This is a genomic window from Bartonella tribocorum, from assembly GCF_002778015.1.
Classification (GTDB): domain Bacteria; phylum Pseudomonadota; class Alphaproteobacteria; order Rhizobiales; family Rhizobiaceae; genus Bartonella; species Bartonella tribocorum_B.
In genome coordinates this window covers 1-24745 of sequence record NZ_NJPP01000027.1, presented here as the reverse complement: position 1 = coordinate 24745, position 24745 = coordinate 1, and the positions used below count along the sequence as shown (strand labels likewise).

Annotated in this window: 21 protein-coding genes, 1 tRNA gene and 1 pseudogene; 8 read left to right on the top strand and 15 right to left on the bottom strand. The window is 34.6% G+C overall.

Annotation, left to right across the window (positions count from 1 at the left end; genetic code table 11):
- Window positions 1-338: 338 nt before the first annotated feature.
- On the bottom strand, window positions 339-1553 hold the full coding sequence (locus CEV08_RS07055) for a UbiH/UbiF family hydroxylase (RefSeq protein WP_100130964.1): 1215 nt from the start codon (window positions 1551-1553) through the stop codon (window positions 339-341).
- Window positions 1554-1733: 180 nt separating this feature from the next.
- On the opposite strand from CEV08_RS07055, the gene pcsA reads away from it, so the two are divergent.
- From pcsA to CEV08_RS07040, 3 genes are read left to right on the top strand one after another with little or no spacing between them, the layout of a single operon-like run.
- On the top strand, window positions 1734-2546 hold the full coding sequence (pcsA, locus tag CEV08_RS07050; protein ID WP_100130963.1) for a phosphatidylcholine synthase: 813 nt from the start codon (window positions 1734-1736) through the stop codon (window positions 2544-2546).
- A gap of 26 nt (window positions 2547-2572) precedes the next feature.
- Window positions 2573-3619, top strand: a complete 1047-nt coding sequence (locus CEV08_RS07045; RefSeq protein ID WP_100130962.1) for an enoyl-CoA hydratase/isomerase family protein — start codon at window positions 2573-2575, stop codon at window positions 3617-3619.
- Window positions 3616-4020 carry a DUF6163 family protein gene (locus CEV08_RS07040; RefSeq protein WP_100130961.1) on the top strand — a complete coding sequence of 135 codons (405 nt, stop codon included), beginning with the start codon at window positions 3616-3618 and terminating at the stop codon, window positions 4018-4020. Before CEV08_RS07045 ends, CEV08_RS07040 begins: the two co-directional genes overlap by 4 nt.
- A gap of 365 nt (window positions 4021-4385) precedes the next feature.
- On the opposite strand, the pseudogene CEV08_RS07035 reads toward CEV08_RS07040, so the two are convergent.
- The 9 genes and pseudogenes from CEV08_RS07035 to CEV08_RS06995 all read right to left on the bottom strand — a co-directional run bounded on the left by CEV08_RS07035 (window position 4386) and on the right by CEV08_RS06995 (window position 13499).
- A pseudogene (locus tag CEV08_RS07035) lies at window positions 4386-4788 on the bottom strand (hypothetical protein).
- A 115-nt stretch (window positions 4789-4903) separates the two neighbouring features.
- A complete protein-coding gene (locus tag CEV08_RS07030) occupies window positions 4904-5713 on the bottom strand; it encodes an MBL fold metallo-hydrolase (protein WP_100130960.1) in 810 nt (269 codons plus the stop codon).
- A 10-nt stretch (window positions 5714-5723) separates the two neighbouring features.
- The gene (locus tag CEV08_RS07025) at window positions 5724-6497 is read right to left on the bottom strand and encodes a TatD family hydrolase (RefSeq protein WP_100130959.1); all 774 of its coding nucleotides are present in this window, start codon (window positions 6495-6497) and stop codon (window positions 5724-5726) included.
- The gene (metG, locus tag CEV08_RS07020; RefSeq protein WP_100130958.1) at window positions 6487-8046 is read right to left on the bottom strand and encodes a methionine--tRNA ligase; all 1560 of its coding nucleotides are present in this window, start codon (window positions 8044-8046) and stop codon (window positions 6487-6489) included. Before metG ends, CEV08_RS07025 begins: the two co-directional genes overlap by 11 nt.
- Window positions 8047-8123: 77 nt before the next feature.
- Window positions 8124-9167: a DNA polymerase III subunit delta' gene (locus CEV08_RS07015; protein WP_100130957.1), complete on the bottom strand. Its 1044-nt coding sequence runs from the start codon at window positions 9165-9167 to the stop codon at window positions 8124-8126.
- On the bottom strand, window positions 9164-9808 hold the full coding sequence (gene tmk / locus CEV08_RS07010; RefSeq protein ID WP_100130956.1) for a dTMP kinase: 645 nt from the start codon (window positions 9806-9808) through the stop codon (window positions 9164-9166). The genes CEV08_RS07015 and tmk overlap by 4 nt, the downstream gene beginning before the upstream one ends.
- Window positions 9809-9837: 29 nt before the next feature.
- Window positions 9838-11004 (bottom strand): D-alanyl-D-alanine carboxypeptidase family protein, encoded by a 1167-nt coding sequence (locus tag CEV08_RS07005; RefSeq protein ID WP_100130966.1) that lies wholly within the window; start codon window positions 11002-11004, stop codon window positions 9838-9840.
- A gap of 995 nt (window positions 11005-11999) precedes the next feature.
- Window positions 12000-12875, bottom strand: a complete 876-nt coding sequence (locus tag CEV08_RS07000; RefSeq protein ID WP_100130955.1) for a septal ring lytic transglycosylase RlpA family protein — start codon at window positions 12873-12875, stop codon at window positions 12000-12002.
- A gap of 548 nt (window positions 12876-13423) precedes the next feature.
- A tRNA-Lys gene (locus tag CEV08_RS06995) sits at window positions 13424-13499 on the bottom strand.
- 1348 nt (window positions 13500-14847) lie between these two features.
- On the opposite strand from CEV08_RS06995, the gene lexA reads away from it, so the two are divergent.
- Window positions 14848-15561 carry a transcriptional repressor LexA gene (lexA, locus tag CEV08_RS06990; protein WP_100130954.1) on the top strand — a complete coding sequence of 238 codons (714 nt, stop codon included), beginning with the start codon at window positions 14848-14850 and terminating at the stop codon, window positions 15559-15561.
- Window positions 15562-16023: 462 nt separating this feature from the next.
- Window positions 16024-17337: a 30S ribosomal protein S12 methylthiotransferase RimO gene (rimO, locus tag CEV08_RS06985; protein WP_100130953.1), complete on the top strand. Its 1314-nt coding sequence runs from the start codon at window positions 16024-16026 to the stop codon at window positions 17335-17337.
- A 543-nt stretch (window positions 17338-17880) separates the two neighbouring features.
- Here the strand turns inward: rimO and ttcA are convergent.
- The 4 genes from ttcA to CEV08_RS06965 form a co-directional block, all read right to left on the bottom strand.
- On the bottom strand, window positions 17881-18756 hold the full coding sequence (ttcA, locus tag CEV08_RS06980) for a tRNA 2-thiocytidine(32) synthetase TtcA (RefSeq protein ID WP_100130952.1): 876 nt from the start codon (window positions 18754-18756) through the stop codon (window positions 17881-17883).
- A gap of 259 nt (window positions 18757-19015) precedes the next feature.
- Window positions 19016-19633, bottom strand: a complete 618-nt coding sequence (gene rpsD, locus CEV08_RS06975) for a 30S ribosomal protein S4 (protein ID WP_100130965.1) — start codon at window positions 19631-19633, stop codon at window positions 19016-19018.
- A gap of 171 nt (window positions 19634-19804) precedes the next feature.
- Window positions 19805-20632, bottom strand: a complete 828-nt coding sequence (murI, locus tag CEV08_RS06970) for a glutamate racemase (protein ID WP_100130951.1) — start codon at window positions 20630-20632, stop codon at window positions 19805-19807.
- Window positions 20632-21462: an RNA methyltransferase gene (locus tag CEV08_RS06965; RefSeq protein ID WP_100130950.1), complete on the bottom strand. Its 831-nt coding sequence runs from the start codon at window positions 21460-21462 to the stop codon at window positions 20632-20634. Before CEV08_RS06965 ends, murI begins: the two co-directional genes overlap by 1 nt.
- 300 nt (window positions 21463-21762) lie before the next feature.
- Here CEV08_RS06965 and sfsA point away from each other — a divergent pair, with 300 nt between their 5' ends.
- Genes sfsA through radC form a run of 3 tightly spaced genes read left to right on the top strand, consistent with a single transcriptional unit; the run spans window position 21763 to window position 24114 of the window.
- Window positions 21763-22479 carry a DNA/RNA nuclease SfsA gene (gene sfsA, locus CEV08_RS06960; RefSeq protein ID WP_100130949.1) on the top strand — a complete coding sequence of 239 codons (717 nt, stop codon included), beginning with the start codon at window positions 21763-21765 and terminating at the stop codon, window positions 22477-22479.
- Window positions 22472-23296 (top strand): type I methionyl aminopeptidase, encoded by an 825-nt coding sequence (gene map, locus CEV08_RS06955; RefSeq protein WP_100130948.1) that lies wholly within the window; start codon window positions 22472-22474, stop codon window positions 23294-23296. Before sfsA ends, map begins: the two co-directional genes overlap by 8 nt.
- A gap of 23 nt (window positions 23297-23319) precedes the next feature.
- Entirely contained in the window at window positions 23320-24114 is a 795-nt protein-coding gene (gene radC, locus CEV08_RS06950) for a RadC family protein (RefSeq protein ID WP_100130947.1), read from the top strand.
- 41 nt (window positions 24115-24155) lie between these two features.
- Here radC and CEV08_RS06945 read toward each other — a convergent pair whose 3' ends face one another.
- The gene (locus CEV08_RS06945) at window positions 24156-24368 is read right to left on the bottom strand and encodes a DUF3126 family protein (RefSeq protein ID WP_100130946.1); all 213 of its coding nucleotides are present in this window, start codon (window positions 24366-24368) and stop codon (window positions 24156-24158) included.
- Window positions 24369-24745 lie beyond the last annotated feature (377 nt).

Sequence of the window (24745 nt, the reverse complement as noted above, 5' to 3'; positions counted from 1 at the left end):
ATAACAATATGAAATTAAAATTTTTCTCATATGAGTAATAGATATTCTTCAAAGCGCAATATTAAACAATATCTCTTAAAGAACAAAATAATTCTTTTTTGTTATTGTATATATCCAAATTTAAAAACATTCTTAAATATTTACATAAGAAAACGCATGGTAGAATATTATATTTTTACTAAATAAATGTATTTGCAAAATGAATTATTATAAATAACTGTTTCTTTAGWTATTGATACATTATGTAATTACTATTATTTCTTATTTTTCATGATTGTTTAGATAAAAAATTAGAATTTATTTTGCGTTATTATTTATTATTTCTCAATAGAGTTTGTTTAGGGCGATTTTGTTGGAAATATTTGCATCATTTCTTTGAATCCATAACCAGGATACATTCCTTCGCGCATAAATAAATTGCGCAATGGCGAGCAATTATTTAATAGACCAAGCCCAATACTGCGCATGATATGAACAGGCAACATATGAGAAAGTAAAGCAGAGTTGAGGATATGAACAGCGCCACTTCGGATTAATATATCTGGTTTGCGATATTGGTTATATCGTGTAACAATCATTTCAGCGTTAAAGTCGGATATTTGATTAGGTAAAATATCAATCAAAGTTTGAACATCACGGAATCCTAAATTTAATCCTTGTGCTCCAATAGGGGGAAAAACATGAGCAGCTTCCCCCATTAAAATCGTTCGATTCGCAGCAAAGTGACGAGAGAGAAGGCCTGAAAGTGGCCATGCTTGAATTGATGTTTCTAAGCTTAGTGTTCCGAGCATTGATTGCATTTGATTTTCGATTATTTTTGCAACTTCTTTTGATTCTATATTCAATAACTCCCTAGCACGAGAAGGGTGAACAACCCATACAAGACTGGATCTGTGCCCTGGTAGCGGAACCTGTGTAAATGGACCATGTTCTGTATGAAATTCATTTGATGTATTTTGATGAGAAAATTCATGAGAAAAGTTGAGTACAAGTGCTTTTTGTGGATAGTTCCACTGTTTGACACTTATCCCTGCAGCCGCACGCGTAAGAGAGTGGCGTCCATCAGCAGCAATAACAAATGGTGCTTTAATGACTCTATCATCAGCAAGAGTAATACATACATGGCTTTTGGTGTGATTAAAAGATTTGGCTTCAGAAGCAAATCTTTTAATATTGGGCGTATGTGTAACAGCATCTTCCAAAGCATTGTTCAATTTTATATTGGGTATATTGTAGCCGAAAAATTTTTCACCAATTTCAGCAGAAGAAAAATGCACCGTAGGAGCACGCACAATCCTAGAAGTTATATCGATAATTCTCATGCATGATAAAGCAGTAGCTTGTTTTTGAAGCTTATTCCAAATATTGAGCTTTTCAAGCGTGCGTATTGCAGGCATCATAAGAGCTGTTGTTCGTAACTCATCTGTATGAGTAGGAGGGCCAACAAGAAAAACAGAAAATCCTTCATGTGCAAGACTCAATGCAGCGAGCATCCCGACAGGACCTGCACCAATAACAGTAATAGCTTTATATTCTTTCTTTTCAATTATCACAACGCGTTGAGCCTTTCCTCATTGAGCAAATATTTTAACATTTCTAAATGATTGCTCTCTTTTTATTGTATGAAGCCCTTCTATTATATTATGTAATAAATGATGCGATATAAAAAAGTAACCTTTTTATGATTTTTTCTACACTGAGTCATATCATGGATAAAAATGGCGTATTGGTAGATGAATGAAGACTTTAAAAGCGAGGATAAGAAAACCTTGAAACGTAAACTAACAAAAAATATCAAAAGAAATGCTAAATTATTACGCCATAAAAAAGTAACAATGCCCCAAGCAAAGGCTTTTTCTGTTCATTTACTAACAGCTTCGGGATCATTTTTAGCATTTCTTTCTCTTATATCGGCTTCTCAAAAAGAATGGACAGCTATGTTCTGTTGGCTTGGGCTTGCGCTTCTCGTTGATGGTATAGATGGACCCATTGCACGCAAACTTGATGTTAAATACGTACTTCCAACATGGTCTGGAGAGCTGTTAGATAATATCATTGATTATGTAACGTATGTTTTAATTCCTGCTTTTGCCCTCTATCAAAGTGGTTTTATGGGGGTAGGTCTATCGTTTGCATTAAGTGCAATCATTGTTATTTCATCGGCTATTTATTATGCCGATACTGGTATGAAAACCAAAGAAAACTTTTTTAAAGGATTTCCTGTTGTTTGGAATATGATGGTTTTCACACTTTTTGTCGTAAGACCAGAGGAATGGATTACTTTTATCATCATTGTTTTATCGGCAATTATATCTTTTTTGCCAATTTATTTTATCCATCCTGTAAGAGTCATTCGTTTGCGGAAAATTAATTTTCCAATTTTCCTCTTATGGTGTTTCTTTGGTGTTTCTGCTTTCTTTTATCAATTAGAGGCGCCATATTGGGTTAAAATAGGGATTTCAATAACAGGAATTTATATATATTGTATTGGCGCGATCATGCAAATATTTCCTCAACTTGGGGCAAAAAATATAAAAAAACAGTAGATTAGCTATTTTAAAAAGGATATTAGATGCAAATTGATTTTGGAGCAGAGAATGATATTTCTTTTACGAAAGAAGGATGTGCTGGGATTATAAAACTCTCACGCCCTTTAGCATTAAATGCTCTTAATCAACGAATGGTTTCCGCTTTAAAAAAAGCGCTCAAGACATGGGAAACCGATAATGAGGTTTCTTGTGTCTTAATTGAAGGGGAGGGACGTGCTTTTTGTGCTGGTGGAGATGTTGTAGAAATCTATCATATGGGGAAAAGTGCTTCTGCTTATCAATATTTTAGGGATGAATATAGTTTAAATGCTTATGTTAAACGTTTTTCAAAGCCTTACATTTCTTTCTTAAACGGCATTTGGATGGGAGGAGGAGTAGGCATTTCTCTGTATGGTTCACATCGCATTGTTACAGAAAATACAGTTTTTGCTATGCCAGAAGGTGCGATTGGATTTTTTCCAGATGTTGGTGCAAGTTTTTTCTTACCATCTCTTCCCAATCATTTTGGCATTTATCTTGCATTGACCGGTGCACGTATAAAATGGGGAGATTGTTTAAATTTAGGATTAGCAACACATGCTATTCCTGAAATTAAATTTGATATAATTAGAAAAGCTATTATTGAGCAAAGAGATCCTAGTTTAGCTTTAGAAGAGTGCGCAATTACAAAAGACTATGAAACGAATCATGAAATACGTTGTATTATTAACACTTGTTTTAGTACTGAGACATTAGAAGAATGTCTTGAATTGCTTCATAAAAAAAGTAATGAAGGTATTTTATTTGCTAAAGAATGTTATGATATTTTGCTGTCACGTTCTCCGATAAGTTTAAAAGTGATCTGGAAACAAATGAAACAAAATACACCTCGAACTTTGGAAGATTGTATAAAAATTGAAAACCGTATTACACATCATATGATTAATTCACATGATTTTTATGAAGGGATACGTGCTATGTTAATCGATAAGGACAAAACACCTCAATGGCAGCCAGATAAACTTTCAAATGTAACAGATGAAATGGTCAATTCTTACTTCCAACCTGTTGAACAAGAGTTATTATTGTGAAGAACACTTCACACAAACGGATTTCAAAAATCAATTTAATTTATAACTGTTATTTGCGATTTTTGGCGCTTATTTGCTTAAGTTTGAGTATTTTTTATTGGATACGCCTTGTTGGTGTCTTTCCAGGTATTCTATGGCGTTTTGATCTTATGCCTTGGCAGTGGCAATTTGCATCAGCTATATTGGCTATTCTTTATCCCATTGCCTTGCTTGGACTTTGGATGTATTCACTATGGGGCATTATTTTATGGTGTAGTGCAGCGTTGATTGAAACAATAATAATCTATTATTCCAATTTTATTTATCAGCCATTTGTTTCATTATTTCATGGAATATTATTTTTAGTTTTTGTGATCCTACAAATTATGATGATTTTTTTAAAAGATAAAAAACGATTGTGATTGAAATTTTCCAGCCAAAATAAAACAGGATTGGTTTTCAATCTCAAGTCATCAAGTTTTTAAAATTTAAAAAGTACACGCCAAAATTTCCAAACAACACATATGTTTAGTGAAAAATATTCATTAGAAATAGTTATTCATTTTTTTAATTTCAAAATGCTAATGCTATAAAATAATGTACCTTTTCCAAAAAGTTCCATAATATATATTATGCGATGTAAAGAATTCAATCTCCCCCCAACGGAGAGATACAACAAACTCTACTTTGAAACATGCATCTTTTTATATCTCAAAATTAATTATTAATAATTAAAAAGCACATAGAGCACATGCTGCCTCATTAGTCTTTAAAATATTATATCCCTCTAAAGACCAAAATAGTTATTCGGTTCTGGTGATGGAAGATCAAGACCTTCTTGTTTACAAAGTTTCATACGCGCAAAATAATTCAAAACAGCATTACAATTATCTAAAACTGAAATTTCATTACTTTCGCTTGATTTTACGTCCATAAAAAACAAAGCAGGTACAAATACAACACTTGCTGCTGCTAAAGCTACATTTTTATTTCTTGCTTTAGAGCGCTCTGCAATTGTATCATTTATCTGACGTTTATTAGCCCAAAACTCCCGTTGAATATCGGCGCAACTCATTGTTCCATCATGTAATGTTGTTGTTGAAATATTTTTTTCTAAACGCCCCCCCACATGCTGTCAAGGAAACCGCTAAAATCACAAAACATATAGCATGCTTAAAATTTTTATACATAAAAAAAATCTTGTTTTTGACATAAAGTACCCAATTACGACAAAAATAAAACAAAATAAAGGATAATTTTAAAAAAGTGTTTTTATTAAACGTGAAATATTGCGTTATAATAAGCTTATGCGTCTGTTTCAAAAATAAGCCCTTGATATGCCGGCTGAACATGTGGTGGAACGTAATTGACAACCGCATTGTAATCTAGTGATCTATCCATATGTGTAAGTATGGCTTGTTTGGGCTTTAAATATTCTATCCATTGTAATGCTTGATCAACAGAAAAATGGCTCGGGTGAGATTTAAATTGAAGGGCTTCAATGATAAGAACATCCAAATCCATTAATTTGAATAATGTTTTTTTAGGAAATTCACTAACATCTGTACAATAGGCAACATTCCCAATACGAAAACCTAAGGAATGAATGTTTCCGTGGTATTGTAAATGTGTATTGACACTTATTTCTCCACCCTGCCCCTGAATCATAAATTGGCTGTCTTCATCGATAAGATGCTCTTTTAAAATAGGTGAATAAGATGAAACTTTTTCTGTTTGAAAACAATATCCGAAAGCATTTTTGAGATGTTCTAGTGTGTGCCTATTTGCATAGATATCGATTAAACATCTTTGTGCAAGTGCATAGCTGCGTAAATCATCAATACCATGGATATGATCTGCATGAGAATGCGTATAAAGAGCAGCATCAAGATGGCTTACACGCGCATCGATCATTTGTGAGCGAAAATCTGGACCTGTATCAATAACAACCGTTGTTTTTTTTCCTGAGGGTTTAATGCGTTCGACTAATAAAGAACTTCTGTAGCGATTGTTTTTAGGGTTATTTGGATCACATGCTCCCCAATCGCCATTAGGCCGTGGAACTCCTGGAGAGGGACCACAGCCTAATATTGTAAATCGGTACTGATCACACATCGCTTTTACCTTATTTCATTTTGCTAAATAAACGAAAAGCATTCCGCGTTGTTATTTGAGCTGTTTCTTCAATACTTAAGCCAATTGTTTCAGCCAAAACAGCTGCTGTATAGCATACAAAAGATGGTTCATTGGTTTTTCCTCGATGAGGCGTGGGGGCTAAATATGGTGCATCTGTCTCCACCAGTAAATACTCATGGGGCACCATTTTTGCTATTTCACGGATTTCAAATGCGTTTTTAAAAGTAAGAATACCTGAAAAAGAAATATAACCACCAAGTTCAATACCAGCACGAGCAAGCTGCATTCCTGACGAATAACTATGAAGAATAAAAGGGAAAGCCCCTTTCTTTATCTGTTCACGTAAGATGTTCTCCATATCGCTATCCGCGTTGCGTGAATGTATAATAAGAGGAATCTGTGTTTCTCGAGAAGCAATAATATGTTCTTGGAAAACTTTCTTTTGCTCTTCTGGTGTAGAATAATCATAATGGTAATCAAGCCCCCCTTCCCCAAATGCAACAATTTTAGGATGCTTCGAGAACTCTATAAGCTCTTTGGCTGTAATATTTTGTTCTTCATGTGCATGATTGGGATGTGTTCCAACGGAACAAAACACTTGATCATAATTTTGCGCAATGGCTAACAGCTTATCTAACTTACGAACATGGGTTGAAATTGTTATCATACGTCCAACGTCAGCATCTAAAGCCCGTTGGATAACATTATCCAAATCTTGTGAGAAATCTTCAAAATCAAGATGACAATGTGTATCAATGAGCATGATGAGAATCTTCTTTCTTCAAGACATAACGAGGAAAAATCGGTTCTGGCGGTGGAAGATCAAGTCCTTCTTGAATTTTTGCATGGCTTATATGATACAACAACCGATCATCTTCAGCAACAGCAAGGCTATCAAGAAGCTTTTCTGCTGATTGAGGGATGAAAGGCAAAAGCATAATGCCTATTCGTCGCAAGATTTCTACAGTTATATAAAGAACTGTAGAAAATCGCTCTGGATCACTTTTCCGTAAACTCCAAGGTTGTTCGTTGGCAAAATAGCGATTGGCATCTGCTACAGTTGAAAAAATAGCTGAAAGAGCTAAATGCATACTATGAGAAGACATCGCTTGGTGTACAATTTCAAGCACTTGAAGAGATTGTTCTAAAAGCTGTTTATCTTGAACTAAAAATGCTGCGGGTTTAGGAACCTTTGCATCACAATTTTTGGTAATCATAGATAAAGAACGCTGCGCTAAATTACCAAGATCATTAGCAAGATCGGCATTAATACGGTTGACAAGGCCTTCATGGTTATAACTACCATCTTGTCCAAAGGGAACTTCACGGAGAAGAAAATAACGAACCTGATCAAGACCATAATGATCAATCATTTCAAAAGGATCAACGACATTTCCAACAGATTTCGACATTTTTGCACCACGATTAAGTAAAAAACCATGGGCAAAAATATTTTTAGGCAGCTCAACTCCCGCAGACATTAAAAATGCCGGCCAATAGACAGCATGAAAACGAATAATATCCTTACCAATGACATGCGTATTTGCAGGCCAAAAATCACGTTTTTTTGAATTTTCATTAAAAAAGTCAATTGCTGACAGATAATTTGTAAGCGCATCAACCCAGACATACATCACGTGTTTGGGATTCTCAGGAACGGCAATTCCCCAATTAAAACTTGCCCGTGAAATAGAAATATCTTTTAAACCCGATTTAATAAAACTTATAATTTCATTACGTCGCTCAAGGGGAGCAATAAAATCAGGATGTTTTTCATAATATTCAAGAAGCGCCTTTTCATAACGAGAAAGTCTAAAAAAATAACTTTCTTCTTCATTCCATTCAACGGGAGAACCTAATTCTTTTTCGCGTCGGATATTGTCTGGTCCAACTTCCGTATCTTTTTCTTCATAATAGGCTTCTTGGCGAACCGAATACCACCCCGTATAACGACCAAGATAAATATCGCCATTTTCTTTCATCTTTTTCCAAATTTCTTGACAAGTTTGATAATGGCGCTCTTCTGTCGTACGGATGAAATCATCATTAGAGCAATTTAATACCTCAAGCATTTTTTGAAACACAGCACTATTACGATCTGCAAGCTGCTGAGGTTTCATGCCCAATGCTTCTGCGGTTTGTTGCATTTTTAGACCATGCTCATCTGTACCAGAAAGAAAAAATACCTTTTTTCCGTTTAATCGTTGAAAGCGGGCTAAGACATCGCTTGCAATGGCACTATAGGCATGTCCAATATGCGGATTACCATTAGGATAAAAAATAGGAGTTGTTATGTAATATGTGTCACGCATGTCATACTCGTTGTAAAAACGCTATAAATAAAAGATATAATGACATAACGTCTGTTCATCATATTGTCACGGAAAAACTAATCCTCGTGAATGATCTTATGAACTCTAAAAAGTAAATTAATAACAAACTGCTTTTTATCGAGATTAAACAGTTGTATTTCCTCTATTTCTCGATGAATCTCTTGCCATTTTTGCGCATATTTTTTTGAGAGAAATAAATTTCCTTTTTCAACAAGCATGATAGCTTTTTGTTGAATTTTATCAAGAATTTCATCACAAAATTGTTGAAATTGGAATGGGGAAGAAACAAATGAAAATGTTTGTGCAAGCGTGTGTACAATCGTTGCGTTACAAACAGGTTGTTCTAGGAGCGTATCAATCGTTTTAATAATTTCAAGACCGCCATGGCGAATAAGTAAAACGGCTTTTCGAGGACTTCCTTTGGATTTTTTAACAATCATTTCAATGGTTTTTTCATCAGGTAAATCCTGGTTAGTGAAAATATGTGTAATGACTTTTTTCATTTCATCATGATTCAACGGGCGAAAGGAAATTTTTTGACAGCGTGAATGGATTGTTGGAAGCAATTTTCCTAAAGAATGCGCGATAATAATAAAAAGTGCTTTTGCAGGGGGCTCTTCAAGTATTTTAAGAATTGCATTGGCAGCATTTCTATTCATATCATCTGCAGAATCAATAATAATAATACGCCATCCATTATTTTGCGATGTTCGGCTTAAAAAATGCATAATATCACGAATATCATCAATGAGTATTCCTGTTTTAAACTTTTGTGTTTTCACATCAAATCGACGTGAAATATATAAAAGCCCAGGGTGACTGCCTTGTGTCATTTGACGCCATGTGGCGGAATGAGAATCTGGTTTTAGAAAACTTTCCCTTTGAGAACTTAAAATATTCCAAGCAAGATGAAATGCTAATGTAGCCTTTCCAATCCCATATTCTCCTTCAAATAATAATGCATGATGCAAACGTTTCTTTTTAAGCATTTGTGTCAAAAAGCAACGAACATCTTCATGACCAAAGATAACATTATTCTGGGACGAAGATAAAACTGTATCAATATCATCATATTGTCGTAAGGTATTTACATCACTCATGAAAGATTATCCAACAATATCTGATGACAAATATTTTTTATTTGATAGGCAATGGCCTCTACTGAACCCGTCGCATCAATGACTCGAAACCTTTGTGGCTCTTGTTTTGCGAATTGAAGAAAAGCTTGACGCCTTTGTTCTTGAATTTCCAATGTATTTTTTTCAAAATAATCGATTTCTTCAGTTTTTTTTCTTCGCAAATTTGCACGCTTTATACTACACGCTGCTGGCATATCTAATAAAAATGTTAAATGAGGCATAATACCATTAAGCGCAATACACTCTAAAACAGAAAGAAAAGAAGAATTGACTGTCTCATTGAGTCCTTGATAAACGCGCGTAGAATCAATAAAGCGGTCACATAAAACGATTTTTCCGTTTTGTAAGGAAGGCGCAATGATCTCGGCAACATGGTCGGTACGTGCCGCTGTAAACAAAACAGCTTCAATCAACGGTCCATACTGCTGTGCCTGCCCCGACAACAAAATATGCCGGATTGCTTCTGCCCCTGCCGTTCCTCCTGGTTCTCGTGTTGTAATAACATCATAACCTTGATGAGAGAGATATTCAGCAAGTAAAGAAATTTGCACTGTTTTTCCTACTCCGTCCCCTCCTTCGAATGTAATAAAATAACCTGACACGTATAAACCTTAATCCTATTAGCGCATAACTAAAAATATTTCCGTAACCATCCAATTGTTATTTCATAGAATGCATCTTTTACTTTTGTAAAGAAACTTCCTTTCTGAACATTCACTTCAGCAAAAACTGGTTTTTCCAAAAGAACCTTATTATCTTCTAAAATTTGAATAACGCCAACGGGTTGCCCTGAAACGATGGGAGCTTTCAATGGACCATGATATTTAATTTTTGCTTTAACATTAACTTCTTTTTCATTGGAAAGCATAAAACTTATCGGTTTTTTGACAATAAGTGGAACAAAACTTTTCTTTCCACCATAAACAGAAGCGCGACCAACCCTTTCTCCTTTTGTGAAAATCGTCTTGAGATCAAAAGCCGTTATTCCCCATTGAAGAATGCGTTCTATTTCCGTTGTATGTTTTTTACCATCTTGCAAACCATTGATTGCTAAAAAAAGACGTTGATGATTTTTATAAATGGTGGCAACCATTGAAAATCCTTCTTTTTCGCTGTAGCCAAAACCAAATCCTTCTACACCAATTTCCTTAGAAACAAGAGGGTTCTTATTCCGTTGAAAAATATTGTTCCACGTAAAATGAGGCTGACGATAAAGTGCATAATAATCTGGATATTCCTGAACAATATGACGCGCCAATATAATCATATCGCGTGCTGTTACAAATTGTCCTTCTTCGGGAAGCCCTGTTGCATTAACAAAATGGCTCTGAGATAACCCAATTATTTTAGCACGCTGATTCATCAGCTGTGCAAAATGGGCTTCATCTCCTGATATTCCTTCAGCCAGAATAATAGCAGCATCATTTCCATTGACAATAATTAAACCACGCAAAAGATCAGAAACACTAATTTCTGTCTTTATTTTTGCAAACATAGTGGTTGTACCGGAAGGTGCCCCACCCTTACGCCAAGCATTTTCACTGACCTTGAATTTTTGGGTATTCTTTAACAATCCTTCTTTTAATTGATGAAAGACGACTTCCGCCGTCATCAATTTTGCTAATGAAGCAGGAAAAAAATGAATATCACTTTGTTTTTCATAAAGTATTGTCTCTGTCTCATCATCAAGTAATAACACTTGTGAAGCGGAAGTTTGAAAATCTTGCGCTTTCCCCCACGTATTAAATGCCAATATTCCCCATAAGGTCAATAAGATGATCCTTAATACTGTATACATAACCGCTCCTCCCATCCAAAGATCAGCATCAAGAATCACTCTATAGGAAAAAACTTTCTTATTTCCGAAAATTTGGGAATTATTGACAACGCAAGAAAAGATTTTATTCTCTACGCAAGGAGTCATTCTAACATTTTAAAGCATGAAGAAAAAAAAGACTTTTTATCTTTTGTATTTCTAGTACATTGGCTTATTTACGATAAAAGATTACTGTTCTAACTTTAAGCTGGAAAAAATACTGTAAGATTTCCTCCACCCTAAACTCTCACCTATTGAATCCATCAAAACCGCTTGCTTATGTGTCATAAGCAGGATTGGGATAGGAATATTTCTTATCTTTCAAGTGCTAAGAATTATCGCAAATATAAGAGCTTTGCAAAATGTATGATGATATCGGTTTATATCTTCACACGTTTAAAGAATGTGATGCCTAATGGCTTTAACAGTTCTACCATTCACGAACGCTATTATAAAATGGGCTCGAAAGCCAGACATGCCTCTTTAAAATGAAAAATGAGCACGTGTGAATTGGCAATACAAAAGTGTATTTTATTTGAGGTTTTTACTTTACGTGAAGGGTGTTACTCTAAGAAATCAATAAAGCGGCATGAGCGATGCGTAATCTCTTGATAAGATATCACATCGTATGCTTTCGAAGGTTGTAAAGCCGAATCAAAAGGAAATATTTTCTTCTTCTTAAAACTTTACATCTTTTCCCAATGAGACTGTACAGCCGTTTTAGGAGATTACACAAATAAACCCACGTAACCCGCCTATTTTCAATTTGGTAAAAGCTTTTTCAGCAGAAAAATACGCGCTTTATTAGCAAATATCGTCATAAAATTAAGAATAGACTGGTAATGGATTGGAGAGATGTACTAAAATAACACTCCACTCCACCCTTTTTATCACCTTTTATTGAAAAATGATATCGATTAAAAATCAACGCATTTTTCCTTAAAACAGTTGTAGCCAATTGACCTTTGTTCTTTTGTTTAGCTTTTATTTATAGAAGCAACTTGATCGAACGGCACGGGCTTATCAACCATGATAGGACCAATTTCTGGTAATTTCACGATAACAGTCTTATTGGGTTGTTCTTGTGAAACAGAAGCTGCTTTAGCTAATTCTTCTTTGTTTCCTGTATTGCGCTCCTTGAATAAAACAATTTCTCTTTTTTTCAAAATATTTTCTGATGCTAATGAATATGAAGTAGCATTTCCAGGAGTATAAGAGGCCATTAAATATGCATCATCATAATAACCAACAGGGGCTTCAGCAATATATTCCACTTTAACATCTGCAACCCCTTTATCGACATAACCAAGAATTGTTGCAGCTTTCTTTGATAAATCAATGATACGGTCTTTCATAAAAGGTCCGCGATCATTCACTCTAACAATGAGAGAAGATCCATTTTTCAAATTAGTAACACGAGCATAGCTAGGTAAAGGCATTGTAGGATGAGCCGCTGTCAAAAGATTCATGTCATAAACCTCACCGTTGGCCGTTAAACGCCCATGAAAATCTGAACCATACCATGATGCTTCGCCAACACGTTTATATGTTGGATCATTTTCAGGATAATACCACTTGCCCTTTATTTGGTAAGGTTTACCAACAACCGCCCGTCCAAGCTTTTTTTCTTTTGATTGATTTTTCTTATTGGATATTTGTTTCGGTAAAGCAGAAGTATTTACGTTAATTGGTTTATTATGATAGGAATCTTTTATTGAAAAGTGTGCAGTTTCGCTTGCACAACAAGATACCAATGACTGAGAAATAATGATCATAGAAAATAATTGAAATGTCGGTTTAATAATAGAGGTAAATTTCTTTTTACTATTTGAAGGCTTACTATTTGAAGGCATTATTCAGTCCACTTATTTTGGTTAAGCACTGCTGTAAAAAACACGTCACGCTTTTTATACGCGAGAGGAGAATTTACGTTTTTAAATGATATCCCTCGCGCATATACCACCCTTAGATTCGACCCTTCTATCAAGAAATTAATGTATTGTTAACTGTTTTATGGTTGTCATAAGAAATAAATGCACTATATAAAGATGTCAAAAAATAAAAAACAGATAAATCAATAGGTTATAGAAAATCACCTTATAATATAAGCTGTGAATAAGTATAATGATTTTACCAGCTTGTTGCATATAATGCAGCGGGTGTACAAAAAACAGCCCATGAATTGCGAAAACAAGCAATCACACGTGCCATAACGCAGGTGTAATTATATTACAAGATTCAAGCACTTTTGGATTGGGTAGGAGAACACTTTTATACCAAAACAGCTGATAGAAAAAGATTGTTTATAAAACAACCTCTCCCAATACCCCAAAAAAACTGGAACAGTCTAAAAAAATAAAAGAATCAAACCAAAAAAGATTCTCAAATTAATATTCGCAGTTGGTGAGCGCGCAGGGATTCGAACCCTGGACCTACTGATTAAAAGTCAGTTGCTCTACCAGCTGAGCTACGCGCTCTCACACAAGCTATTTAGTTTGCAGACTATCTAGTTTGCAGAAATTGAAGGGAACATACGGTTGACTTTTCATTTGGTCAACACTTTTTAAAAAAAATATTATTATTTTTTCCTGTTATCAATAATTTTTCATTTTTTTTCTTTCCTCACCATTGTAGAGTTGCTCTTTGATCTTCTTTTTGAAATCTCGATAAAAAACACCCTAATGATAAAAATATTTCATAGATTCAAAGTGGTAAAATCATAAGAAATAACGCCCCTCTTCCTTCTCACATGGGCTGTTGAGTATCATGGGTAGAGCATAAAAAAACGCTTACTATAATTCATTTTTATATCTTTATGTTTTAGTTTTTAATTTCCAAATACGAAGAGAGATTTACAAGGTAAGATATTGATTTATAATAATTTATTATTTTCTCACGCGCGTAAGAGATCCAAACACTGTAAGATTTTCTTATTTAAAATTCTTCTATTGCTTTTATATTAAAAGAGTAAAAATCATTTGTTTGCCAACACAAGAAGAAGAAAACGATTAAAAAAAGAAGTAAAAATATCTCTTGTATTTTCTTTCAACGACAAAAAATTATCGCAATACGAGGTGTGGCAAAATAGTATAGTCGTATGATGTGAAGAGAGCGTTTCCCCATAGATTTTATGTTATTTGCAAGATCATCTGGATGGAAGTAAACACATTAAGAGATATCTTTTTAAAAACAAATATGTAAATAAGCAACAATGGCACTTTGAGGATATAACTTTCATTCATGCACAATGATTCTATAACAAAAGCCAATTATTTTATAGAATAAAGCAGACATGAAGCGGAAAAAATTGAGTCTCCTTGAAAATATCAGGCATGACTAAAAATTATGCTCATTATTGTAGCTATAGATAATTTGACTAAAAAATTAAAAAAACAGGAACAATATACAAAATAATTCCCAATACACATAAAATGATCCGTTACGCTATTGAAAGAATGCATTCTATTTAATTTTTTACAAAATTTATACACGTTAGATCTATTTAAAAAAAATAGAAGGATAACACTAATCATAAAATTTAGTGTCGGGTAATTCAACCAGAGCTATAAAATATTTTTATATATGATTTAATATTAATATAGATTTTATAATCTATAAAAAATATTATGGTAAATTTATTAAAGTAAAATTTTACACTTATCATATTTAAATATGTCTATAAACAAACATATTGCCTCATTCATTTTATTTATAAAATAAAAAATAAAGTAAATAATTTTTATTTAACGAAAAAAATGTAAAATTATTATAATATACACGTATTTTTTACTGTAATATTTTTTATTCTTTTGATTGGAACATTGAATGCTAACATGTAAACAATATGAGCTACTCTTGTTTATTCACAATCATATAAAAGAAACGGGTGTTTCTCCTTCTTTTGAAGAAATGAAAAATGCTTTAGAACTTTCTTCAAAGTCTGGCATTCATAAGCTCGCTATAGCCTTAGAACAACGAGGTTTTATACGCCGTTTGCCCAATCGTGCTCGAGCAGTGGAGGTGATTCGACTTCCTGAAAAAATAACATTTAACCTTTCTTTAGCTCGTAAGATTTCTCCCAGTACGATAGAAAAAAATAAAAGGGAAAGATCAAAAAATTTGAGTGATCTTGATAACTTTAAGGCAGAAGAAAAAAAAAATATCACCATTCCCATTATGGGGCGTATTTCTGCAAGCGTGCCTACCTCTGCTGTATTGCAACAAATAAGCACACTGTCTCTCCCTCATGATATGGTTAATACAGGTGAGTACTACGCATTAGAAGTTAAAGATGATTCTATGGTCGAGGCTGGTATTCTTGATAAAGATACGATTATTGTGAAACGTCAAAATACAGCTATAACAGGTGAAATTATTATCGCGTTTATTGATAAAAAAGAGGCAACATTAAAACGTTATCGACGCAAAGGAACCTCTGTTGCATTAGAAGCCGCTAATCCTCACTACGAAGCACGTACATACAAATCCGATCGTGTAGAAATACAAGGAAAACTTACTGGACTTATTCGCAAATATTAAAAAATAAACCTCATAAGACGCGATAGACATCACAATAAAATGAAGTAAAAAAAACTGCTAAGTATTTTTTAATATGGTGCCACACGCAATTGACTTTCTTTTCATAGTCCAAAGATATCCCTTTTCAATTTGGTCTATAAATGATTCAGATTCTTGCCGGATGAATTTTCCTTACTATTCCCTTTCATGTATTACATTTAAAGTAAATGTTTGATAAATAGGCTTTAAAATATCCGCCATGCATTCTAAAAAGAACTTGAATGCTTTAAAGGAGTCTGTCTTATATTGTCCCTTCAACAACAGTATTTGACAATACAATAAGCTAAACTTATATGCGTGAAGCTAAACTTATATGCATGCAAAAATATTGTAGAAAAAAATCCAATGACTTCATAACAGATTGTTATGTATAAAAATTAAAGAATATTTTCTGCTTTTTTTCATAGTGACGATAGGATTATCATGGTAGCACCTCGTATTAGTTTTGTCTCTCTCGGATGCCCAAAAGCACTCGTAGACTCTGAGCGAATTATTACAAGTCTCCGCTCTGAAGGGTATGAAATTTCACGTCAGCATCAAGGAGCTGATGTCGTTATTGTGAATACCTGTGGTTTTCTTGACTCTGCCAGAAAAGAATCATTAGCCAATATTGATGAAGCTCTCAAAAAAAATGGTAAAGTTATTGTAACAGGGTGTCTTGGTGCTGATCCTGATGTGATTCGCCAAACATATCCTAATGTATTGGCCATTACAGGACCACAAGCTTATGAAAGTGTTATACAAGCTGTTCATACAGCAATTCCTCCTGTTCATGATCCTTTTCTTGATTTAGTTCCTCCCCAAGGTATTCGTTTAACACCTCGTCATTACGCCTACTTAAAAATTTCTGAGGGATGCTCTAACAGATGTAGTTTTTGTATCATCCCTACACTGCGTGGTGATCTTACTTCACGCCCCATTAGTGATGTTCTTCGCGAAGCTGAAAAACTCGTACAAGCGGGCGTAAAAGAACTTTTGGTTATTTCACAAGATACGAGTGCTTATGGTATTGATCTTAAATATCTCGAAAATTCTTGGAAAGATCGTACAATTAAAACGAAGTTTTTTGATCTTTGTCGTGAACTAGGGGATATGGGGATTTGGGTACGTATGCATTATGTTTATCCTTATCCTCATGTGGATGAAGTTATCGAACTTATGGCTGCAAAAAAGATTCTTCCTTATCTGGATATTCCTTTTCAGCATGCATCACCGACTGTTTTACGTCATATGAAGCGTCCTGCTCTTATGGAAAAAACGAATCGTAGAATTGAAAAGTGGCGAAAAATATGTCCAGATCTTACTTTACGATCAACATTTATTGTTGGATTTCCAGGTGAATCGAGTGAAGATTTTAATATGCTGCTAGAATGGCTAGAAGAGGTAAAAATTGAACGCGCTGGATGCTTTAAATATGAAGAAGTAAAAGGGGCCGTTGCAAATGATTTGGGATTAGAAAATATTCCTGAGGACGTGAAAGAAAATCGCTGGCATCGTTTTATGGCAAAACAACAACAAATTTCGACACATCTTTTAAAGAAAAAAATTGGAAAAAGACTCCAAGTCCTTATCGATGAAAGTCAAGGAAAAGTTGCCAAAGGACGTAGTCAATACGATGCTCCAGAAATAGATGGTGTTGTCCATATATCATCACGACGCCCCTTGCGTATCGGTGAATTTGTCACCGTTAAAATCGAACAATCGGATGCCTATGACCTTTATGGTATAGCAGTTTGAAAAAATTTAACTTATTCCCATCCCCAATGATGAAGTTTCCCATCAGAGGCGGTTTATAAAAAAGTGACGACTTACCATAGGACGCGGTTACTTATGTGACTCACTTCATGAGGATTTACGCACAATTTCTTCCCCCCTCAATGTTTGCTATGCACTCTAAAAATACTTAACTTTATCAATCGCTTAATCTAATTTTGGCTCACCACCCTAAATGACGAGATGTTTTTTAGCACAACAGGATAAAATGAAATCTAAAAAGCTCTCTCAGTTTTACTTAAAAAAAGAGCAAACCAATCATTATAGTATTTTCCCCTATTGCGACAGTCATTGGTTATTTAAAGGAAGCTTTTTAAAATGTGTTTTATACACACAAGAACCCTGCTTCTGATATGCAGGAAAATATTTTTTATGGATACAATATAAGAGAATGTGAAATAAAATAACTACGGTAGGTAGTTAAATTTCAAAGCAATAAATTATCTTTATAAATAAGTGTGTTATCTTAAAATCTTTAAACTTATTTTTAAAAATATCTCATTTTTATTAACAGGTTTTAAAATCAAAGAATTTCTTATCAAGTAAATGACTTGGGCGCACATTCGTTAAAGCGCGAATCATTGTATCTTTACGTCCTGGCATTTGTCTTTCAATATTTTTTAGCATTTCTTTCATTGCATTCCGTTGTAAACCATCTTGAGTACCGCAAAGATTACAAGGAATAATCGGAAATTGCATTGCTTGAGAAAATTTTTCCATATCTTCTTCAGCAGCATAGACAAGAGGACGTAACACAAAAAGATCTCCTTCATCATTTTTAAGTTTTCCAGGCATGGCAGCTAATCGTCCACCATGAAACAAATTCATAAAAAATGTTTCCAAAACATCATCACGATGATGCCCTAAAATTAATGCCGAACAGCCCTCCTCACGTGCAATGCGATAGAGATTACCACGTCGCAATCGAGAACAAAGTGAACAATATGTCTGCGTCTGTGCCAATTTATCTGTAACAATAGAATAAGTATCTTGATATTCAATACGATAGGGAATTTTATAAGAGCTCAAAAAGTCTGGAAGAATATGTTTAGGAAATCCTGGTTGTCCTTGATCAAGATTACAAGCAAGAATTTCAACAGGTAAAAGACCACGCCATTTTAAATCTAAAAGAAGTGCCAATAAACCATAAGAGTCTTTTCCGCCCGATAAAGCAACAAGCCATTTTTTTCCCGTAGAGAGCATAGAAAAATCATCCAAAGCTTGCCGCATATGACGCAAAAGTCGTTTACGCAATTTATTAAATTCCACACTTGAAGGAGCACGCCGAAATATTAGATGACAATCATCTGATTGGTTTGCCAAAAGATCATCTTTCTCTTCGTTTTCTTCTGTTGCCTGATATTCAACTGAAACATCATTCATAAGATCATAGCCTGCACAAGTAGTCGCTCGTTTTGTAAAGACAGAAACAAAATATAAAGCACGCTTACATTTATATTTTCTGAATTTATCAAAACAGATATGAAAAAAAATGGAACTATATAAGCTTATAACACGAGAATAGTGTCATAAACTTAATATAGAACCATTCATAAAATATTTGTTAACCTCAAGAATTATGAAAACAACACAATAGTTTGAAATTATAAGAATAGAAGAGAAACAATTTTTTTCATAAAAATTACCGAGAATAAAATTCAACGACCAAATTAGGCTCCATTTGCACAGCATAAGGAACATCTGCAAAAGCAGGAATACGTGTAAAGGTCGCTTTCATCTGTTCATGATCCGCTTCAATATAATCAGGGACATCACGTTCTACTAATTGCACTGATTCTAAAACCAAAACAAGCTGTTTTGATTTTTCCCGAACCTCAATAACATCACCTGGCTTACAACGATACGATTGAATATTTGTGCGTCGCCCATTTACATTCACATGACCATGATTAATAAATTGGCGAGAAGCAAAAATCGTAGGCACGAATTTTGCACGATAAACAACAGCATCCAAACGAGATTCCAACAGACCGATAAGATTTTCACCAGTATCACCCCGCCGCCGAGCAGCTTCCACATAAGTTTTATGAAATTGCTTTTCTGAAATATCGCCATAAAATCCTTTCAACTTTTGTTTAGCGCGCAATTGCACCCCATAGTCAGAAAGTTTTCCTTTACGACGCTGTCCATGCTGTCCTGGACCATAATCACGACGATTGACAGGAGATTTTGGACGACCCCAAATATTTTCTCCCATACGACGGTCAATTTTATATTTTGTTGTTTCGCGTTTACTCATCGCATTTCCTTTAAAATAAAACACGAGATCTTGAAGACCCCAAGGAAACGCGCCCTCCTCTGCCTTTAAATACAAAAGACTGACAGAATAGCTCAACATACCAATATGCGAAGTTATCCACGGGACACGTCAATGAATGCCATTTTCCTGAAAGAAAAAGCCAAAGTATCTTTATTGATCCCGTATCCCAAAGTCAACTCCTTTCATAAGTTTTAAGCCAAATCCTTTTAACAAATGCTTCGTTGCAGAAGTGCTATCTTTCGACGTCAATAATGCAAAATCTTGATATTTCTTTATGGGGTTCTGAGATATTTTTTCCGACAAGGGCAATAATGATCTGCTATGTTTGGCGATCGCTTTTGCAGGATCAATCCATTTAACGGACCATAAAGCTTGTTCTTGAAAGAAATTAATCAAAAAAGGATAATGCGTACAGGCTAAAACAATAATATCAGTATATTTGCCATTTTTTTTCACAAAACATGGGAGAATTTCTTTTCTTAATTCTTCTGAATCAATAGATTTTCCCCGTAAATAATCTTCAGCAAATCCAGCAAGCTTTTCACTCCCTACAAGCTGAACATGACACTGTCCAGCAAAAGAGTTAATTAATTCATTTGTATAAGCACGCCTAACTGTTCCAGGAGTTGCTAATACGGAAATAAAACCAGATTTTGTTTGTTCAGCAGCTGATTTAATTGCAGGAACCGTTCCTACGAAAGGAACATGAGGAAAGTTTTTTCGTAAATCTGCCATCATTAGTGTAGAAACTGTGTTGCAAGCAATTACGCATAAGGCGGGATTATAATGTGTTAAAAGATTTGCAAAAATCTTTAAAATGCGTTTTTTTAAAACATTTTCTTCCCAATTTCCATAAGGGAATCCTGCATCATCAGCCACATAAATAAATTGTATTTCAGGGATAAGAACGCGCGCTTCCCTCAACACTGTTAAACCCCCAATACCACTATCAAAAAAAAGAACAGGCCTCTCATCCATCAGTTTTCACACTTGTTTTTAATTTTTTGACGATCACGCTCTTGGGGCGCTCTACTCCCCCGTGGATATTGTGGAGAAAAATGATCCAATGAGGATATCACACCTCGCAATAAGCGAACCTCAGATTCACTAAAATTGGCGCGCGTAAAAACAGAACGCAAATTTGCAAGCATAACCTCTTTTCGTTCTTGGGGTCTAAAATAGCCACGGATATCCAAAGCCTCTTCTAATTGAAATAAAAAACCATGAAACACTGTTTTATTTGCAGGTTCCATCTCTGGTGCACGAAATGCCGTATCACTCACATTTTCTAGACCTATTTTCATCCATTCGTAAGACATCAAAAGAACTGCTTGCGCAATATTAAGTGAGGCAAAAGCAGGATTAACTGGAAAAGTGATGATTTCATCAACAAGGCTGATTTCATCATTTTCTAGTCCCCATCTCTCTCTTCCAAAGACAATACCTGTTTTATGCCCGATATTTTCACGCTGACGCAGTATATTTGCTGCTTCGACAGCACTTTTTACAGTTTTAAATCCACATCTTTCACGTGCTGTTGTAGCAAAAACATAGTGTAAATCCGCAATTGAATCACGCAATGTATCAAAAATCACGGTGTCGTTAATGACATGATCAGCTTTACTTGCAGCAGCTCTAGCTTTTTCATTCGGAAATGTTTCTCGAGGTTTAACGAGCCGAAGCTTAGAAAGCCCAAAATTTGCCATTGCCCTTGCGACCATACCAATATTTTCAGGAAGCTGCGGTTCAACTAAAATAATAATGGGACCATTTGTTAAATTTTTACGATTCTTATTCGTTCCAGCCATCAACTTTACCTAGTTTCACTTAAACGATCTCCCTCTCCACTATTTTTTAACGCAACCTTTTCATATTACTCTAATGCTGTTTAATAATAAATTATAAGGCAATGTTATTTTCTCACTCAAAGCGTGTCGATTTCCTAATCGTAAATTTAAAAAACCATTAAAGTGAATGATGGCGTTTATACAATTTATATAAGATATCGTAGCATTTTTTACATCAATTTTATTTTTTTTAATAGGAAATAACGCCTATAAACCATAATCTCAGTTGAATTATGAAATCATAAATCCTAAAAAAGGGATATGCACTTTACTTCCAAACTTTTTCCTGCAAAACTTATCCGTCGTTATAAACGTTTCCTTGCAGATGTTAAACAAGATGATCAACATATCTTCACCGTGTCGGTACCGAATACAGGATCAATGCTTGGATTGACAGCTTCCAACGCCAATATTTGGCTTTCATATCATAAAAACATCAAGAGAAAATATGCTTATCAATTAGAAATTGTTGAAGCCGATAATACTTTGGTTGGTATTAATACCGCTTTACCTAATAAACTTGCGTTAGAAACAATTGAAAACGGATTACTACCAGAATTAAATGGATATAAAACAATTTTAAAAGAACAACGCTATGGGACACAATCACGAATTGATTTTCTTTTACGGGATGACAATCTTCCTGATTGTTACCTAGAAGTCAAAAATGTTCATTTTATCCGTCAAAAAGGATTAGCAGAATTTCCTGATACTGAGACAAAACGTGGTGCCCGTCACCTTGAAGAACTCATGCAAGTCGTACAACAAGGAAAACGAGCTGCTATGCTTTATATTATTCAACGAGAAGATTGTACAGCTTTTACAATCTGTCATGATCTTGATCCACTCTATGGACGTAAATTTGATTTAGCATTAAAGTCAGGGGTAGAATGTTATGCTGTAAAGTGTCACATAAGTGTAGAAGGCATTTTTCCGATTCAGAGAGTAAAAATAGAAAACAGAAGAAACAATGACTGAGTATATTGAATATAACAAAATCCCTTTAAAGTTTAATGGAAAAATCCGCATTTTCGATAACTATGCTTTCGCTAAAATGCGTGAAGTTGGTCGTATTGCAGCAGAATGCCTTGATGCGCTTACGGATATGATTAAACCTGGCGTCACTACGCAAGAAATTGATGATTTTGTATTTACTTTTGGTGCACAAAAAGGAGCTCTTCCTGCTGATCTAAATTATCATGGATATAGTCATTCGTGCTGTACCTCTATCAATCACGTTGTCTGTCATGGTATTCCCAATAAAAGACCCTTGCAAGAAGGCGATATTGTGAATGTTGATGTGACCTTTATTCGTGATGGTTGGCATGGTGATTCAAGCCGCATGTATCCTGTTGGAAAAATCAGACGTGCTGCAGAACGCCTTTTACAAATAACCTATGAAAGTCTTATGAGAGGAATCACTGTCGTTAAACCTGGGGCAACGACAGGTGATATTGGTGCAGCCATTCAACAGTATGCAGAATCTGAACGGTGCTCAATTGTGAGAGATTTTTGCGGACATGGGATCGGTCAACTTTTTCATGATGCCCCCAATATTCTCCATTATGGAAATCCTGGAGAAGGAATCGAATTAAAACAAGGCATGATGTTTACGATTGAACCTATGATTAACCTTGGTAAGCCACAAGTTAAGATTTTATCTGATGGTTGGACTGCTGTTACCCGTGACCGCTCTTTGACAGCACAATATGAACATACAATTGGCGTTACAAATGAAGGGTATGAAATATTTACACAGTCTCCTAGAAATATTTTTTATATTCCAAATTCGTAGATCTAATGCACTGTAGAGATGTTATGGCTAAAAAATTAAATCAAAAGGAAGATATTCACAGTAATCACTTTGCATTAACATCAAGTTCTCCACTCACTCCAGGTTCAGAAAAAAAAAGTAAAGAGCCTAAGAAAAATGCACAGCTTGATAAACCTTATCAAGGACATCGTGAACGTCTTCGGAAACGCTATTTAAAGTCAAAAGGAAATGCAATTGAAGATTATGAATATCTTGAATTATTGCTCTTTCGCACAATACCCCGTGCAAATACAAAACCTATAGCTAAAAATTTGATAGCACGTTTTGGTTCATTAGCTGATGTGTTAGGCGCTGATATTCATCGACTTCAAGAGGTTCAAGGATGTGGCCCCGCAACTGCAATTGATTTAAAAATTATTTCAGATGTTGCTGGACGTCTTGCTCGTGCAGAGCTGTTTAAACGCGATATTTTTTCATCATGGGATAAAGTGCTCGCTTATTGTAAAGCGGTTATGGCTCATGAAACACGTGAACAATTTCGTGTTTTATTTCTCGATAAGAAAAACGGCTTACTTGCCGATGAGATACAACAAACTGGAACCATTGATCATACCCCTGTTTATCCTCGTGAAGTTATTTCTCGAGCTTTAGAGTTATCCGCATCAGGACTTATCTTAGTCCACAATCACCCCTCTGGTGATTCCACCCCCTCTGATGCAGATATAACAATGACATACAGATTAAAAGATGTAGCCAATGCATTAGGCATTACGATCCATGATCACCTTATTATCGCACGCAATAACCACACAAGCTTTAAAGCATTAAAACTTATATAAATCTTATGGAAAAAAGGATTTATTCAATAATGAATAGAAAATCAATTTTCTAAATCAATATCCAATATAGCCATTGAGAAATTATAGGATAGCTCATCTTCATCTTCATCTCGATAGATAACGCCTAAAAATTCATCCCCCATATAAACCTCACAAGAATCATCCTTTTTAGGCCGTGCTCTGACTTGCAATGCTGAGTTTTGGAATGTATTTTTTAAATAATTAGCAAGTTTTTTTATTTCATCAGCATTCACTATGCTCTCCTGTTTTTTGATACGATTAAAATAATAGCGCGTCGCGTGAATAAGACACTCCTCTGATTCTGTAAAGCCAGCAAAAAAGCTTAATCTAAATATTACATATATTTAAAGCTCTTTCTTTATATATTCATAAAAGAACTTTTATGAAAGGAGTCTATCATTCTGAAATGCACCCGTATAGATAAAAAAATGGCAGAAAACTGTGTATTTTTAATAATTTTACTTTATTTCCAATTTTAGCCTCTAATTTACCATTCATAGATGAGAGAAAAATTAATGAACCATTTATAATTTTGTTCCTTCTACAAAAAAATTAAATAACAATACTTTTTTATTAAAACGATATTTTTTAGCAAAAAATATTATTACAT

Bases quoted from the DNA above. Each gene is read 5' to 3' on its own strand.
- pcsA (WP_100130963.1), top strand. From the start codon at position 1,734: ATGAATGAAGACTTTAAAAGCGAGGATAAGAAAACCTTGAAACGTAAA.
- CEV08_RS07045 (WP_100130962.1), top strand. From the start codon at position 2,573: ATGCAAATTGATTTTGGAGCAGAGAATGATATTTCTTTTACGAAAGAA.
- CEV08_RS07030 (WP_100130960.1), bottom strand. From the start codon at position 5,713: ATGTGTGATCAGTACCGATTTACAATATTAGGCTGTGGTCCCTCTCCA.
- CEV08_RS07025 (WP_100130959.1), bottom strand. From the start codon at position 6,497: ATGCTCATTGATACACATTGTCATCTTGATTTTGAAGATTTCTCACAA.
- metG (WP_100130958.1), bottom strand. From the start codon at position 8,046: ATGCGTGACACATATTACATAACAACTCCTATTTTTTATCCTAATGGT.
- CEV08_RS07015 (WP_100130957.1), bottom strand. From the start codon at position 9,167: ATGAGTGATGTAAATACCTTACGACAATATGATGATATTGATACAGTT.
- CEV08_RS07005 (WP_100130966.1), bottom strand. From the start codon at position 11,004: ATGTATACAGTATTAAGGATCATCTTATTGACCTTATGGGGAATATTG.
- CEV08_RS07000 (WP_100130955.1), bottom strand. From the start codon at position 12,875: ATGCCTTCAAATAGTAAGCCTTCAAATAGTAAAAAGAAATTTACCTCT.
- lexA (WP_100130954.1), top strand. From the start codon at position 14,848: ATGCTAACATGTAAACAATATGAGCTACTCTTGTTTATTCACAATCAT.
- rimO (WP_100130953.1), top strand. From the start codon at position 16,024: ATGGTAGCACCTCGTATTAGTTTTGTCTCTCTCGGATGCCCAAAAGCA.
- ttcA (WP_100130952.1), bottom strand. From the start codon at position 18,756: ATGAATGATGTTTCAGTTGAATATCAGGCAACAGAAGAAAACGAAGAG.
- rpsD (WP_100130965.1), bottom strand. From the start codon at position 19,633: ATGAGTAAACGCGAAACAACAAAATATAAAATTGACCGTCGTATGGGA.
- murI (WP_100130951.1), bottom strand. From the start codon at position 20,632: ATGGATGAGAGGCCTGTTCTTTTTTTTGATAGTGGTATTGGGGGTTTA.
- CEV08_RS06965 (WP_100130950.1), bottom strand. From the start codon at position 21,462: ATGGCTGGAACGAATAAGAATCGTAAAAATTTAACAAATGGTCCCATT.
- sfsA (WP_100130949.1), top strand. From the start codon at position 21,763: ATGCACTTTACTTCCAAACTTTTTCCTGCAAAACTTATCCGTCGTTAT.
- map (WP_100130948.1), top strand. From the start codon at position 22,472: ATGACTGAGTATATTGAATATAACAAAATCCCTTTAAAGTTTAATGGA.
- radC (WP_100130947.1), top strand. From the start codon at position 23,320: ATGGCTAAAAAATTAAATCAAAAGGAAGATATTCACAGTAATCACTTT.